General features: G+C 60.4%; 13 protein-coding genes. 12 read left to right on the forward strand and 1 reads right to left on the reverse strand.

Translation table 11 applies throughout. The features are described from left to right. Window positions 1-128 precede the first annotated feature (128 nt). The 12 genes from QP977_RS08790 to QP977_RS08845 all read left to right on the forward strand — a co-directional run bounded on the left by QP977_RS08790 (window position 129) and on the right by QP977_RS08845 (window position 13,564). Window positions 129-2,051, forward strand: coding sequence for an acyltransferase family protein (locus QP977_RS08790; RefSeq protein ID WP_049169981.1), 1,923 nt, complete (start codon window positions 129-131; stop codon window positions 2,049-2,051). 43 nt (window positions 2,052-2,094) lie between these two features. Further along, window positions 2,095-3,783, forward strand: coding sequence for a VanW family protein (locus tag QP977_RS08795; protein WP_049193322.1), 1,689 nt, complete (start codon window positions 2,095-2,097; stop codon window positions 3,781-3,783). Between the two features lie 102 nt (window positions 3,784-3,885). After that, a complete protein-coding gene (glmM, locus tag QP977_RS08800) occupies window positions 3,886-5,229 on the forward strand; it encodes a phosphoglucosamine mutase (RefSeq protein ID WP_016422094.1) in 1,344 nt (447 codons plus the stop codon). A gap of 16 nt (window positions 5,230-5,245) precedes the next feature. Further along, window positions 5,246-5,902 carry an isopentenyl-diphosphate Delta-isomerase gene (idi, locus tag QP977_RS08805; protein ID WP_016422095.1) on the forward strand — a complete coding sequence of 219 codons (657 nt, stop codon included), beginning with the start codon at window positions 5,246-5,248 and terminating at the stop codon, window positions 5,900-5,902. Window positions 5,903-5,906: 4 nt separating this feature from the next. Continuing rightward, window positions 5,907-6,932, forward strand: coding sequence for a mevalonate kinase (mvk, locus tag QP977_RS08810; protein ID WP_246821800.1), 1,026 nt, complete (start codon window positions 5,907-5,909; stop codon window positions 6,930-6,932). After that, on the forward strand, window positions 6,929-7,906 hold the full coding sequence (gene mvaD, locus QP977_RS08815; RefSeq protein WP_070827265.1) for a diphosphomevalonate decarboxylase: 978 nt from the start codon (window positions 6,929-6,931) through the stop codon (window positions 7,904-7,906). Before mvk ends, mvaD begins: the two co-directional genes overlap by 4 nt. Window positions 7,907-7,918: 12 nt before the next feature. Further along, window positions 7,919-9,004 (forward strand): phosphomevalonate kinase, encoded by a 1,086-nt coding sequence (locus QP977_RS08820; RefSeq protein ID WP_070827266.1) that lies wholly within the window; start codon window positions 7,919-7,921, stop codon window positions 9,002-9,004. 93 nt (window positions 9,005-9,097) lie between these two features. Continuing rightward, window positions 9,098-10,153, forward strand: a complete 1,056-nt coding sequence (locus QP977_RS08825) for a hydroxymethylglutaryl-coenzyme A reductase family protein (protein WP_016422099.1) — start codon at window positions 9,098-9,100, stop codon at window positions 10,151-10,153. Between the two features lie 210 nt (window positions 10,154-10,363). After that, window positions 10,364-11,554 carry a hydroxymethylglutaryl-CoA synthase gene (locus QP977_RS08830; protein ID WP_070827267.1) on the forward strand — a complete coding sequence of 397 codons (1,191 nt, stop codon included), beginning with the start codon at window positions 10,364-10,366 and terminating at the stop codon, window positions 11,552-11,554. A 98-nt stretch (window positions 11,555-11,652) separates the two neighbouring features. Beyond that, entirely contained in the window at window positions 11,653-11,988 is a 336-nt protein-coding gene (locus QP977_RS08835; RefSeq protein WP_070827268.1) for a hypothetical protein, read from the forward strand. 32 nt (window positions 11,989-12,020) lie between these two features. Continuing rightward, entirely contained in the window at window positions 12,021-13,283 is a 1,263-nt protein-coding gene (locus QP977_RS08840) for a hypothetical protein (RefSeq protein WP_284847261.1), read from the forward strand. Then, window positions 13,283-13,564, forward strand: coding sequence for a hypothetical protein (locus QP977_RS08845; RefSeq protein ID WP_049190377.1), 282 nt, complete (start codon window positions 13,283-13,285; stop codon window positions 13,562-13,564). The genes QP977_RS08840 and QP977_RS08845 overlap by 1 nt, the downstream gene beginning before the upstream one ends. Window positions 13,565-13,579: 15 nt before the next feature. Here the strand turns inward: QP977_RS08845 and QP977_RS08850 are convergent, their stop codons facing one another. Continuing rightward, complete coding sequence (locus tag QP977_RS08850; protein WP_049169967.1) at window positions 13,580-14,431, reverse strand: dienelactone hydrolase family protein; 852 nt, start codon at window positions 14,429-14,431, stop codon at window positions 13,580-13,582. Between the last annotated feature and the right edge of the window lie 4 nt (window positions 14,432-14,435).

Here is a 14,435-nt window from a genome sequence, read left to right on the forward strand (position 1 = left end):
GCATTTTTGGGACAAGCCCCGTACGTTAGACTTTTATCCGTTAAAAACTGCCGCGAGAATCGTTTATCGCGGTGCGATTGCAGTGCGATGAAAGTGCGATTGCAGTGCGATGGGAAGAAGGAAACCGTATGGCGGTGAGCACCACAGCCACCAAGACCTCCGACGCGAAGAGCTCCTCTAGCTCGTCGTCGGTGGCGAAGCATCCCTTCCGCATTCGACGCGTACCAGGCATTGATGGGCTGCGCGGTCTGGCCGTTGCCACAGTGGTGATCTACCACTACTTCGATAATGTGCTGCCCGGTGGCTACATCGGTGTGGATATCTTCTTCGTGCTCTCCGGATTTCTTATCACCTCGCTTCTGGTGCGCGAACGCGCGGTCACTGGGCGCATCGATCTAAAGGACTTCTGGCTCCGTCGACTGCGCCGCATCGCTCCGGCTGCGATGTTCGTGTTGTTTATTTCCATCGCCGTCGCAGGTCTGGTCGGCGGGGATCCCGCTGTTGGCTTGTCGACGCAGTTTCTCGGCACGGTCTTTTTCGTCAATAACTGGACGCAGATTGCGGGTTCTCAGTCCTATTTCGCGGATTCCGGAGTGCAGCTGTTAGCGCACTACTGGTCACTGTCGGTGGAGGAGCAGTTCTACTTGCTCTGGCCATTGATCTTTGTGGCTCTTCTCGCCCTGAAGCTGGCATCTCGCAAGCTGGCAGCAGTGGCGGGCATTGGGGCGGTTGCTTCTTTCGTGTGGATGGTCTCGCTCTACGATCCGAAGGTCGACCCCACGAGGGTCTACTACGGTACCGATACTCACGCCTTTGGACTCCTGTTTGGCGCGGCCCTCGCATTGTGGTTGACATCGACGTCGTCACGCGCAGAGGCGGACTCCTGGCCACGCACAGAACCCCTGCTGCGGGACTTCTTTGGCAGTTCTGCCCAAGCTTTCGTAGTGGCCTCGCTGCCTCTGATCTTCCTTTCGTTGGTTCTGCTGATGATGTCGGATACTGCGTCGGCGACTTACCGCGGTGGGTTGGTGTTCGCCTCGTTGCTGTCGGTGGCGATTCTCTATCTTGTCGTTCGCGGTGTCTCACCCGTGCGTCAGATTTTTGAGTTCAAGCCACTGTGCTGGCTGGGAAAGATTTCCTTCTCGCTGTACCTGTGGCACTGGCCGGTCATCGTGCTCATCCGCGAACTGCTGGAGCGCAATGAGGCCATGCAGTATGAGAACCTCGCTGCCTTCGCAGGCATCGCGCTATCGCTGCTTTTGGCGAACTGGTCGTACAAGAATGTGGAATCGCCAATCCGCCGGATGGGTTACCGCCGTTGGATGTCGCAGTTTTCGGGCACGCAGTTTGCCGGTTCCTGGAAGCCGCGCGTTGCAGCAGGGCTGGCGCTGGTCGTCGTGGTTGGTGCAGTTGTGGGAATGGCCACGGCGCCGAAGATGACGCGTTTGGAGGCACAGCTACAGGAGGCAGCTGAGCGCCGTGCACAGGCACAAAAGGCGGAGGAAGCCGAGTTGGCCAAGCGCGTTATGCCGCGTGGTGACCAGATCACCGCTATCGGCGACTCTGTGATGCTCGCCTCGGCGTCCGCGTTGGAAGAGAAGCTGCCCGGTATCTATATCGATGCGGCTGTTTCTCGTGGTTATCCGGCTGCGCCAGAGATTATCGCCAGTATGAAGGCGGCGGGTACGCTCGATCCATTCGTCGTGCTGGGTCTTGGTATCAATCAGTCGGCTGCGGCATCGGACGAACACCTGTTGGATGAGATCCTCGATTCGCTGGGTGAAGACCGCATCATTGTCCTCATCAACCCGTACGGTGATCGTGTGTGGATGCCGCAGTCGGAGAGGGAAGTCCTCGACGCGGCAAAGAAGCGCGACAATGTCTATGTGTCTGACTGGTGTCATGGTGTGCGTGATGATTTGTCCAAGCTGCGCGCGGACCTTATCCACCCGACCCCGGATGGCGCCGAGGTCTATGCCAATGCCGTGGTCGATGCTTTCCAGCAGTATGCGAAGAACAAGAAACGCATTCCGGACACCTGCGGAATCTAATAAAAATCTAGTTAGTAGTGTTTCCACGGTAAAGTAAGTGGCTGTGGCCAAACAAAAGTCTTCCTCCAGTCACCGTGGATTAAAGATTTTCCTCGGCATCGTCCTCGGTATCTTCGCACTCTTCGGTGTGTTTTACGCTGTCGATTACGTGCTGAACAAGGACCATGTCCCGCGCGGGTCTACCGTCGCGGGTATTGACATCAGCACGCTGAGCGCGAATCACGCTGAGGCGAAGCTCGAAGAGCAGCTCGGTGATCTTTCCACTCATCCAGTGGCGTTTCGTGCCGGCGAACGCACGGCGGAGGTTCTGCCCGAGGAGGCGGGGCTGAGCATCGACTGGGAGAAGACGGTCGCGCAGGCGGGTAAGCAGACGGCGAACCCAGTTACCTGGGTGCGCAGTTTCTTTACTACCCGTGAGCTGGATTTGGTCAGCGATATCGATAGCTCTAAGTTCGAGCCGCAGGTCGACCGTCTCGTCGGCGAACTGACTATTGCTCCCGTCGATGGCGAGGTCAAGCTTGTCGACGGCCGCGTGGAAACAACTCCACCGGTCATCGGCCAAGATGTCGACCGCAATGCGGTCAGCGGGGATTTGGCCGCCAAGTGGTTGTCGCCGGAGGGCATCGATGTAGAGACCACCGCGCACGACCCGGCTATCGGTGAGGATCAGGTCCGTGAGGCAGCTGAAGGAGAGGCCGCCGATGCGGTGTCGGGCCCCATTGTTGCCAAGGGCCGCGATGGCAAAGATGGTGTAATTCCGCCGGAGCGCATGGCTGAAATCATCAGCTTTGTGCCGCGCGACGGTGGATTGGCCGCCGATATCAATGTCGACCGCGCACGCGAGATCCTCGAGGAGGGGCTGGCTGCTTCCGAGGTTGATAAGCGCAATGCGTCGATACGCTTTAGCGGTGGTGCGCGTGAAGTGGTCCCCTCGGTTGATGGCGTAGCCGTGAAGTGGGATGAAACTATGAAGGACTTCGCCGAGCGTGTGACTTCGACGGATAAGCGCGAGTTCGATGCGGTCTACGAGGACAAGCCCGCCACCTACACCACCGAACAAGCGGAAAGTGCCACCTTCGATGATGTCATTGGTGAGTTCACCACCGGTGGCTTCAGCTCGGCATCGGGAACAAACATTGCCCTGGTGTCGCAGATGGTCAACGGCGCATTCGTGGCGCCGGGCGATACATTCAGCCTGAACGGCTACACGGGGCCGCGCGGTACTGCGCAGGGTTTTGTCGAGTCGGGCATCATCCTCAACGGCCATGCGGATAAGGCTGTCGGCGGTGGCATTAGCCAGTTCGCCACCACTTTGTACAATGCTTCGTACTTTGCGGGCATGGAGGATGTCGCGCACACCCCGCACAGCTACTACATTTCGCGTTACCCGGCCGGCCGTGAGGCGACGGTGTACGAGGGCGCAATCGACCTAGCGTTTAAGAACAGTTCCGACACTCCGATTCTCATCGAAGCCGTTACTACTGGCTCCGACGTCACTGTGCGCATCAAGGGTGTGAAGAAGGTCAACGTCGAGTCCATCAATGGTGGCCGTTGGGCATACACGCAACCGCAGCGTATGCAGGTCAGTGGCAGCTCTTGCCAGCCGTCGTCGGGTGCGCAGGGCTTTACCACTTCCGACACACGCGTCATTCGGGACCTCTCGGGCGCGGAAATCTCGCGTGAAACTCAGACTACGGTTTATGACCCGCAGCCAATTGTGTCCTGTGGCTAGTCTGGATTCGCCTGCGCGACCGGCTAAAGTAATACAGCATTGACAATGCAATAGTCCGCGATACCAAAACTCATAAAACCCCCAAGGAGTGGTCTAGCAACAATGGCACGTCTTTTCGGAACTGATGGCGTCCGCGGTTTGGCGAATAAGACTCTGACCGCACCGCTGGCAATGCGGCTGGGCGCTGCTGCGGCCACTGTGCTGACTAGCGGCACGAATCCGTCGGGGCGTCGTCCCCTGGCCATTGTTGGCCGCGATCCGCGTGTCTCCGGTGAGATGCTCGCCGCAGCGCTGTCTGCCGGCATGGCTTCCCAGGGCGTCGACGTTTTGCGTGTCGGCGTGCTGCCCACTCCGGCTGTCGCTTTCCTCACCGACGACTACGGTGCCGACATGGGTGTGATGATTTCGGCTTCTCACAACCCCATGCCGGACAACGGCATCAAGTTCTTCGCCGCGGGCGGCACCAAGCTTGACGACGCGGTGGAGAAGGAAATCGAACACGCTCTCCACAACTTGCCGGAGACCGGACCCACGGGCACCGGAGTGGGGCGTGTCATCGAGGAGGCCCCAGACGGGCTCGACCGCTACCTGTTCCACCTCTCCCGTGCGGTCAGCACCAAGCTCGACGGCATTCGTGTCGTGGTGGATTGTGCAAATGGTGCTGCTTCGCAGGCCGCCCCCATGGCGTACGCGGCCGCCGGTGCCGACGTCGTCGCTATTCATGACAAGCCGAACTCCTACAACATCAACGACAACTGCGGTTCCACCCACATTGAGGTTTTGCGCGCGGCAGTGCTGGAGCACGGCGCGGATCTGGGGCTGGCTCACGATGGCGATGCCGACCGCTGCCTGGCTGTGGACTCGCAGGGCAACATCGTCGATGGTGACCAAATCATGGCCATCCTGGCCGTCGCCATGAAGGAAGAGGGGCTACTGCACCACAACACGCTGGTGGCCACTGTGATGAGTAACCTCGGCCTCAAGCTGGCGATGGAGGAAAACGATATCGCCCTGCGTACCACCAAGGTCGGCGACCGCTATGTGCTGGCTGATTTGAACGCTGGCGGTTACTCGCTCGGCGGTGAGCAGTCGGGACACGTGGTCATTCCGGATCATGCGACCACTGGTGACGGCACCCTCACGGGTCTGTACCTCATGGCGCGGATGGCACGCACCGGTAAGTCTCTGGCTGAGCTGGCCTCCGTAATGAAGGTGCTGCCGCAGACTCTTATCAACGTGCCGGTGTCCAACAAGGCCGCAATTCTGGAGTCTGATGAGGTCAAGGCCGCCATCGATGCAGCCGAGGAGAAGCTGGGTTCCACCGGTCGCGTGCTGTTGCGCCCGTCCGGCACCGAGGAGCTCTTCCGCGTCATGGTGGAGGCCGCCGATGCGGAATCGGCCCGCAAGATTGCCGGGGAGTTAGCTGCGGTTGTGGCCGCAGTCTAGAGTCAGGAGTGTGGAAATGAATGATGCGCCAGAGGACATTAAAGCCCGCTTTGCCCCGGGTGAAGCCGACATCCAGGTAGAGGTAGTCGATCGTGACGGTCGGGTTCTCGGTACCGTCGGCAAGCTTGAAGCACACGTTCCACCGGGAATTTTGCACCGTGCTTTTTCTCTTTTCCTCTTCGATGAGCAGGGACGCATGCTGCTGCAGCGCCGTGCGGAGTCGAAGTATCACTCACCACTGCTACTGACGAATGCGACCTGCTCGCACCCACTGCCGGGGGAGCCGGTGGCCGATGCCGTTGAGCGTCGTGCGAAGGAAGAGCTCGGTGCGGATGTCTCCCAGTTGGAGGAAATCGGCATTGTTATCTACCAGGTCATCGATGATCGTTCGGGATTGGCGGAGCACGAGTACAACCACGTGTACGCCGGCATCGTCGATCCGAAGTCGGTGGATATCAACCCCGATGAGGTCGATGAAGTGGTGTACGTGACCCCGCAGGAGCTCGCAGAACGTCGTGCGAACGAACCGATGACGGAGTGGTTTAACCACGTCTGGGGTGTCGGGGCGGAGAAGTTCTCCAAGTACGGTTTCGACATTGCGGGTGTGCCGGGTATCCATGGCCCAGCGGAGGCGCAGGCTGCCGCGCAGTCGGTTTCGGAAAAGGATGTGTAGCTTCGTGACCAGCGTAGAAAACGCCAGCGTCGACGACTTCGGCCTCGACAAGTCCGAGGAATTGGAGACCGGGGAGTTCTATGCCCTGGCCAATGAGCAGGGTGCCGCATTCGGTGAAGGCCATGCCAAGTCGATTCTGTTGGGCGAGCACTCTGTCGTCTATGGCAAGCCGGCTATCGCGCTGCCGGTGACGTCGCTGCGCACGATGGCGTGGATTGACCGCGTGGAGGATTCTCCAGTCCTGTTTTCCATGGACGGCGAGGTCATTGACATCGATGAGCTGCCGGAGCGCTTTGCCTCTATCGCCGCTGCACTCCGCGCTGGCCTGCGCACCTTCGGTATTCCCGAACGCGACCTGCTGGTTCGTCTCCGCTCTGGTATCCCGCCCGCCGCAGGGCTGGGTGGTTCTGCCGCAGTGGCACATGCGCTTATCGACGCAGTGCGTGACCTCGCCGATGGCACTCTGACCGAGCGTCAGCGCTTTGACCTGGTGCAGGAAGCTGAGCGTCTGGCGCACGGTAACCCCTCTGGCCTGGATGCCACGGTTGCCCGCGCATCGCGTCCGGTTTACTTCAAGCAGGGTGAGTTCCATCCGCTGAAGGTGGCCAAGAAGATGTGGCTAGTGCTGGGGGATACCGGTGTGCGTGGTTCGACGTCGCTGGCCGTTGCCCGCGTGCGTGGTTTCGTCGATTCCCACCGAGTCCACGGCCAAGAGTTGCTGGACCACTTGGGGCAGCTGGCCGATGGCGCGGTGCACAACCTGGCCAAGGGCGATTTTGTCCGTCTGGGACATCGCATGGACTCGGCGCAGGAAGCGCTAGAGGAACTAGGTGTTGGGCATGAGTCCATCACCGATCTCGTCACTGCCGCGCGTCTGGCAGGTGCCCACGGGGCAAAGCTCACTGGTGCCGGCTGCGGTGGCTGTGTGATGGCGCTGGCAGAGTCCGCCGATCACGCGGAACTGATTAGCCATGCCATGATGGGCGCCAATGCCGTTGCTACTTGGACTGTGGAGGTAAATCCCTCGTGACCACGACCGCTACCGCCGTCGCTCATCCCAACATCGCCCTGATTAAATACTGGGGCAAGCGCGATGAGGCCGTGCAGCTACCGGCCACAGGTTCGCTGTCCCTTACTCTGGGCATCGCTCCGACGACGACCACGGTGTCGCTTATCGACGATCCCAGCGTCACCGCCGACTCGGGCACCCTGAACGGCCAGGAGATGGTGGGCAAGGACCTCTCCCGTGTCCAGAAGTTTTTGGATTTGGTCCGCGAGCGTGCGGGCAGCACGAGCTTCGCAGAGGTGACCAGCACCAACGAGATTCCGACGGGTGCGGGTCTGGCTTCGTCCGCGTCGGGTTTTGGCGCTCTCGCGCTGGCCGCGGCGAAGGCCTACGGCCTGGACTACACTCCGGAAAAGCTCTCGGCTCTGGCCCGTCGCGGTTCGGGCTCGGCCTGTCGCTCCATTTTCGGCGGCCTCGTTGAGTGGCTGCCCGGCGATGACGATGCCTCCAGCCACGCAGTGGCTCTGCCGGATTCCGGCCTGGACCTCTCCCTGGTCGTGGCGGTTTTGGCCCCGGGCCGCAAGAAGATTGACAGCCGTGCCGCCATGCGTCGCACGGTCGAGACATCACCGTTCTTCCCGGCCTGGGTGGAGCAGGTACCCTGTGATATCGAGGATATGAAGGCCGCCATCGCCGCTGCGGACTTCACTGCGGTCGGTGAGCTCGCTGAGGCCAACGCCATGCGCATGCACGCCACCATGCTGGGGGCTCTGCCTCCGGTGCGTTACTGGAATCCGGATTCAGTGGCGGCTCTCGATCTCGTCGCTACGCTGCGTGACGAGGGCACCGAGTGCTACGCCACCATGGATGCCGGGCCGAACGTGAAGGTGTTGTGCCGCAGCGGCGATGCCGAGACCATCGCGGATCGTTTCCGCGCAGAGTTCGAGGATATTGACGTGCTGGTTTCCGGTTCCGGCCCTGGCGCTTACCTGGTGTAGCTGGGGGAGTAGTTGAGCAACGCTAAAGGCGGACCTATCGAAGGCGAGTCCATCGGCCGTGGCTGTGGCAAACTGTACCTCACTGGTGAGTATGCGGTGATGGATGTCGAGGGTCTGGCCGTCATCGCAGGCGTCGACCGCTATGTGACGGTTCGGTGCCACGATGCCGACCCAACGCAGCCGGTCTCTCGCGTGTACTCCAGCTATTACGGCCCGCAGGGGCGTGTCACTGATATCGATGCACCAGATGACATCGCGACCCATACGATTTCCCTGGTCTATCGCATTGCTGCGGGCGAGCTGGAAAATATCCCAGAGAGTCCCATCAATATCGTCATTGAATCAGACCTCGATGATGCCGACAGCGGTGCGAAGTATGGCCTGGGGTCCTCCGGGGCTGTCGCTGTGGCTGTGACTCGTGCGCTGGGGACCCACCTGGGTCTGGAGCTCGATCCGCTGGATGTGTACAAGATTGCGATGGTGGCCACGCTTCTGGCTGGTGCGGCTGGTTCCGGCGGCGATATCGCGTGCTCCGCGCACGGCGGGGTGGTGCTCTATCGTCGGCCGAACCCGACGGCGCTCGCAGAGCTCGTGGCGGCTGATCCTGTCGCTGCCGTGGCGGCACCGTGGCCGAATCTTCGCATTGACTCCCGTGCCGACCTCGGTGGGCTACAACTGTTGGTCGGCTGGACGGGCAGTCCGGTGAAGACGGACTCGCAGTTGAAGAAGGCCGGTGGCGCAGACCGTGATTTTGTGCGCGGGGTCTCGTCGATAAGCGAAAGACTCTGGCAGGCGCTTGCCGACGGCGACCACACCGCGGCGTTTGCCTGCCTGCGTGAGAATCGGACGCTGCTGCAGGACTATGAGCGTGAGCGTGCTGTGTGCATCGAGACGGAGAAACTGAAAGCGCTCGCCGACATCGCCGATGGCGCGGGGGCTGCGGGCAAGAGCAGCGGCTCCGGTGGTGGTGACTGCGGAATCGCGCTGGTGGGAGTCTCAGATGGTGTCGATGCCGAGGAGACTGCCGCGGACATCACCGCGCGCTGGCAAGCAGCTGGCATCCGGCCGTTGCCGCTGAAGCTGGCCGCTCAACTTTGACCACAGTTTTTTGACCGTAGAATTTAAGACAGCTGAAATTTACAGAAGCTGGGAACCGAAGCTGCATGCAGCTAGAAAGGGTCGCTTAGGACAATGGCTGAAAAGAGCTCGCACGACCTGGAATATGCACACGTACCGCTGAGCTGGATTGGTCCGGTGCGCATTAGTGGCAACGTCATGAATGACGAGGTGAAGATTCCGCTGGCGACTTACGAGACCCCGCTGTGGCCGTCGTGTGGTCGCGGTGCGAAGGTCTCCCGCATGATCGAAGGTGGCATTACCTGCACTTTCGTCGGTGAGAAGATGACCCGATCGGTGATTTTCACTCTCGACTCGGCAGCGGATGCCGTCATTGCGCGCGACAACATCCTGTCTCGTTATGACGAGCTGAAGAAGGTCGTGGAGTCCTCCTCGCGTTTTGCCAAGCTGGTAGATATTCACTTCCAGATCGCATCGCGTCTTCTCTTTGTCCGCTTTGACTTCTTCTCCGGTGATGCCTCGGGCCACAACATGGCCACGCTGGCGTCTGAGCGTTTGATGTCCTACCTGATGGAGCAGATGCCAGAGTTGGGCTATGGCTCCATCTCGGGCAACTACTGCACCGATAAGAAGACCTCCGCAGTCAATGGCATTCTGGGCCGCGGTAAGTACGTAATCGCCGAGGCCGTCATTCCGGAGCCGGTTGTCCGCGAGCGTCTGCGCACAACTGCCAAGCGCCTGGCTGAGCTCAACGAACGCAAGAACCTCGTCGGCTCCATCATGGCCGGTTCGCTGCGCAGCGGTAATGCGCACTACGCCAATATGCTGCTGGGCTTTTACCTCGCTACCGGTCAGGACGCTGCGAATATCGTCGAAGGCTCGCAGGGGCTGACGCAGGTAGAGGCGCTTGACGACGGCTCCGTGCGCTTTAGCTGCACCCTGCCACATTTGATCGTCGGTTCCGTGGGCAACGGCAAGGGCTTGGACTTCGTGGAGAAGAATCTCACGGCGCTGGGCTGCAAGGAGGACCGTGAGCCGGGCGAGAATGCCCGTCGTCTAGCAGCGTGCTGCGCGGCAATCGTCTGGTGTGGTGAGCTTTCCCTGCTCGCGGCACAGACGAACCCGGGTGAGCTGATGGAGGCGCACGTTTCTATCGAGCGTGCGAAGTAGTGCTTTGTGAATAGTCGTTTGCGACAATTCGCAAAACCTAAGACAAATCTCAGGTAAACGCGCTAGATTTCTGTAGTAGGCAATTAACATTTTGTGGGCAAAATATCCCGTGGTCTGATGACTGCTCTGATGGCCGTTCTGATGACATAGGGATGTTTCGTTGCCCGTTATTTCTTAAAAATCTGTAGAGGTAGTGAAGGCACGGTTTTGATGACAACAAGCAATGTGACCCCGGTCGGTATTGATGACATCGCTTTTGCGACGGGTTCGTACTGCATTGACCTCGCCGATATTGCGCCCCGACTCGGAGCGGAACCGGCAAAGTACCACAAGGGCCTGGGGCAGGAACGCTCCAGCGTGGTTGCCTCTGATGAAGATCCGGTGACGATGGCCGCGACCGCGGTGAAGAAGATCGTCGACCGCCACGGTATCGACGGCGTGCGCACCATCATGTTCGCCACTGAGACCGGTATTGACCAGTCGAAGGCCGCTGCTGTCTATGTGCATGAGTTGGTCGGTCTTGACCCGCATGCGCGCTCTGTCGAGCTGAAGCAGGCCTGCTACTCCGGTACCGCGGCGCTGCAGTTCGCGTGCGCTCTGGTGGCCCGCAATCCGGAGGAGAAGGTCATCGTTGTCGCCTCCGACATTGCCCGCTATGACCTGGACTCCGCTGCGGAGCCGACCCAGGGTGCAGGTGCTGTAGCCATGCTGGTGACCGCTAATCCGCGCATCCTGGCTATCGATGCGGCTTCGGGCGTCTTCACCCGCGAAGTTATGGACTTCTGGCGTCCGAACCACCGCAGCCAGGCGTTGGTGGAGGGCAAGCTCTCTATTAGCGCTTACATCGACGCTGTTCAGGGCGCTTACGAGGACTACCGTGCCCGCGGCGGCGTGGACTTCAGCGAGATTGACTACTTCAGCTACCACCAGCCGTTTACCAAGATGGCCTACAAGGCGCACCGGCAGCTTTCGGCCAATAACGGTGTGGAGCTCACCGCGGAGGACGAGGCCCGCCAGCTCGGCCCAACCACTGAGTACAACCGCATCATCGGTAACTCCTACACAGCATCGGCCTACTTCGGCCTGCTCTCGCTGCTGGACACCGAGAAGGACCTGGCTGGTAAGAAGGTCGCTGTTGTCTCCTACGGTTCCGGCTCGGTTGCTGAGTTCCTCACCGGCAATGTGGTCGAGGGCTACGAGTCCCAGCTGCGCGCCGCAGATAATGCGCGTGAACTGGATGAACGCGTGAAGCTCGATGATCCGACCTACTACCGCCACGCTCAGGTGACGCATGAAGATCCGGGGGAGTACTCCAACCTGGGAGACGACGCCCTGATTGGCACCGGCCCATTCAGCTTCACCGGTGTTGAGGGGTGTAAGCGCATCTACCGCGCTCGTTAGCCCGGGGGCACCCGCACTAGTACTTCAACGGAACCGAATCCCCTTTTTTCGCGCCTAACAGTAATAAGAACTGTTTTTCGCAGGGAAGGGGATTTTTCGTGTCCGCAAGTTTTACTGGAGGCCGTGGCGGAGGCTTGCTGCACTTTTCGGAAGATGCAGTGACCTCGGCTGCCCGAGAGATTGAGCAGCGCGGCCGTGACGGCCATGAGCGGTGGGGAAGCGCTCCCGATATTTCCGCAGCAGACTGTGGCCAGGGTTTTGCCGCCCAGGGGCGTCGTCTGCAGCAGGCGGCAGTGCGGCTGCGTGAGCACGGGCAATCGATGTACGCGGGACTTGGCAACCATGCTCCGGCAGTACGGGAACAGTGGCGTGTCTTTGCAAGCTGTGACAGCGACGGGAGTGCCGACCTCGGTGGAATTGAGGTAGTGGACTGATGCCGTGGGTTGCTCGAATTCTTCCGATATTGGTGCGTGTTATTGGCCGTGGAAGCCGTATTGGAGCCAAGCGCGGGGTCGGCGGCATCGGCAAGAATCTGCCCAAAGTCTTGGATAAGGTGCGACGCGCTGACGGCTGGAAAGGCAGCGCCCTATCCAAGTTCTCCAACTCCGTGGGGTTGATAGCCTCCGCGATAACTATTGTTATGGCTTTCGATTGGGGCGGTTTGAAAGGCGATGCTGCCGACGCTGCCAAAGAGCGCTGTGATAAAGCCGCGCAGGACTGTGCGAATCAGGATGAGCAGTCCGCCGATGGCGCGCAGAGTGTCGGCGAGTGTGGCAAGAAAGTCGACGAGGTCCTCGAGGATTGCGAAAAGCAGGCAGAAGATATGGCTGAGCAAACCGACGGCATCCTCTCTCAGTGCGAAGCGCTTGTCGACGATCCGGAGGTCGGCGCCGAAGCCGCACAAGTGGCCCAGCAGGTGTGTAACAGTCTCGTCGACTCCACTGGTCAGCTCTACGATGCGCGTAATAGTTGCATCGAGCAGTGTCTTGAGCAGGCAGCGTGTGACACTGAGGCCGCGGTGGTCGCCACCCCGCCGCAGCCTCCTACTGTTCCAGCCAGTTCGGGTGCTACCTCGGCGGCCTGTGCAGAGGTGGCTGAGTCTGGGAGTGGCGAAGGAGCTACTGTAACCGGTGGCAACGGTGCTACCGCTGGTGGAATTGGGGTCGTTGCCAACGTTGATATTGGGATAGAGGCAGGCGTTGCTGCTGGAATATCCGTTGGAGGTGCCATTGGCGCTGCCGGGGCGGCCAGTATCGCTGGAATTGCGGGAGCTGTCGGGGTTGCAGGCAGTGTCGCGTCCTCACTGCTCAACTTAGACATGTGCACGGAGACGGAAGAGCCAGTGTGCGAACAGGCACCTGCGCCAGCACCAGCACCAGCACCAGCTCCTGCGCCGGAGGACTGTGTGCCGGAACCCGAACCAGAACCCAAGCCCGAACCTGAACCCAAGCCCGAACCTGAACCCGAGCCCGAACCTGAAAATGTTCCTGAACCGCCTCCTCCAGCTGAGAAACTAAAGCACTTGGGAATCGAGCTGCCACAGGAGACGCAAGCAGAACAGCGAGCGGAACCGCAGCCAGAACCACAAGCAGAGCCGCAGCCAGCACCAGCCCAGGATTCGGCAGCATCAGTGCAGGAATCTGCTTCAGCTGTGCCCGAGCCCCCTGAGCAGCCCAACGCCCAGGAGCTTGTGGGCGCGGTCAATTCGCCAACGGCAGGTGAGTGGTAATGGGGAGTAAGCATGCCGCGAAATATGACCGGATTGGGCAGGCCTATTACGACGCTGCTGCAATGACTAGGCAGGAGTTCGATACGGCGGTACAGAGGGCACAGAAAGAATTGCAGGGTTTGGAGGAGCGTCGTAAAGCACGCGAAATTAAGGAGAGGGAGGTGGCGGCGGGCGTCGAAAAGCAACAAAAAACCGCCCGACCGAAGGGAACCGTTACGCGGTTGTTCGGGCGGGCGGGGAAAGGGACGCCGACGGTGAAGTCGATTCGGGGCGTGTCCTGAAGCGTGGCCTAGTGACTACTTGCCGGGAATCAGCGAGTGCTCCGGGTTTTCCGGCAGCTCCTTGATGAGCCACTCCATATCGCGGTTAGTTGTGCCCTTGATAGTGGCGGTCGGGTCTGCGAAATCCGAGTACTTCTTGTCGTCACCGACCGTGGCCAGCAGGAAGCCTGTGAGTGCGGCGCGCGCGACCTCCTGGTACTTCACCTTGGAGGAAGAGAAGCCCGCTAGACGACGGAGAAGAGTTGTTTCCGAGAAGCTGCCCTGGTCAGCCTTGTCTACTTCGCGGTAAACGACATCGCCCTTCCACTGAACAGCCAGGCGAGCCGGGTTGCCGCGATCGAGCCACTGATCCTCGCCAGGAGCCAGGACGAGGCCCGGGGCCGAGACATTAGTTGCAGCGGCGCTGGAGGAAGGCGCGGTAGTTGCGGGGAAGACGCAGCCAACGCCGGAGATGAGGTCGTGACCAGCAGCGGCGAGGACGGCTACACCTGCGCCCATGCCGTGGCCGGCAACGCCAAGCTTCTTCGGGTGGACGACGACTTTGCCCTCACCGAGGCGGACACCAGCGAGAATCTGGAGCGCTGTCTCCAAATCGTTGGCGAGACCACGGTGGTCTGCCACGATGCCATTTTCGGTGTCCGGAGCAGCGACCGCGATGCCCCACGAAGCTAGGTGACGCAGCGTGGCGTGGTACTCCTCAATCGGTGTGCGCCAATCGTGTGCGAAAGCGATACCGGGGATGCCATTGCCCTCGGCAGGCGTGTAGACCTTTCCCGGCAGGCCAGTAAAAGCGAGATCACCGACCATGACGCGGTGCGGTCCACGCTTGGAAAGATTAGATGTCAGAGTCTTCAAGTTGTCAGCCACAGTG

The organism is Corynebacterium sp. MSK012 (genome assembly GCF_030232435.1).
Taxonomy (GTDB): Bacteria; Actinomycetota; Actinomycetes; order Mycobacteriales; family Mycobacteriaceae; genus Corynebacterium; species Corynebacterium jeikeium_D.

Bases quoted from the DNA above. Each gene is read 5' to 3' on its own strand.
- QP977_RS08830 (WP_070827267.1), top strand. From the start codon at position 10,364: ATGACAACAAGCAATGTGACCCCGGTCGGTATTGATGACATCGCTTTT.
- glmM (WP_016422094.1), top strand. From the start codon at position 3,886: ATGGCACGTCTTTTCGGAACTGATGGCGTCCGCGGTTTGGCGAATAAG.
- idi (WP_016422095.1), top strand. From the start codon at position 5,246: ATGAATGATGCGCCAGAGGACATTAAAGCCCGCTTTGCCCCGGGTGAA.
- QP977_RS08845 (WP_049190377.1), top strand. From the start codon at position 13,283: ATGGGGAGTAAGCATGCCGCGAAATATGACCGGATTGGGCAGGCCTAT.
- QP977_RS08790 (WP_049169981.1), top strand. From the start codon at position 129: ATGGCGGTGAGCACCACAGCCACCAAGACCTCCGACGCGAAGAGCTCC.
- QP977_RS08825 (WP_016422099.1), top strand. From the start codon at position 9,098: ATGGCTGAAAAGAGCTCGCACGACCTGGAATATGCACACGTACCGCTG.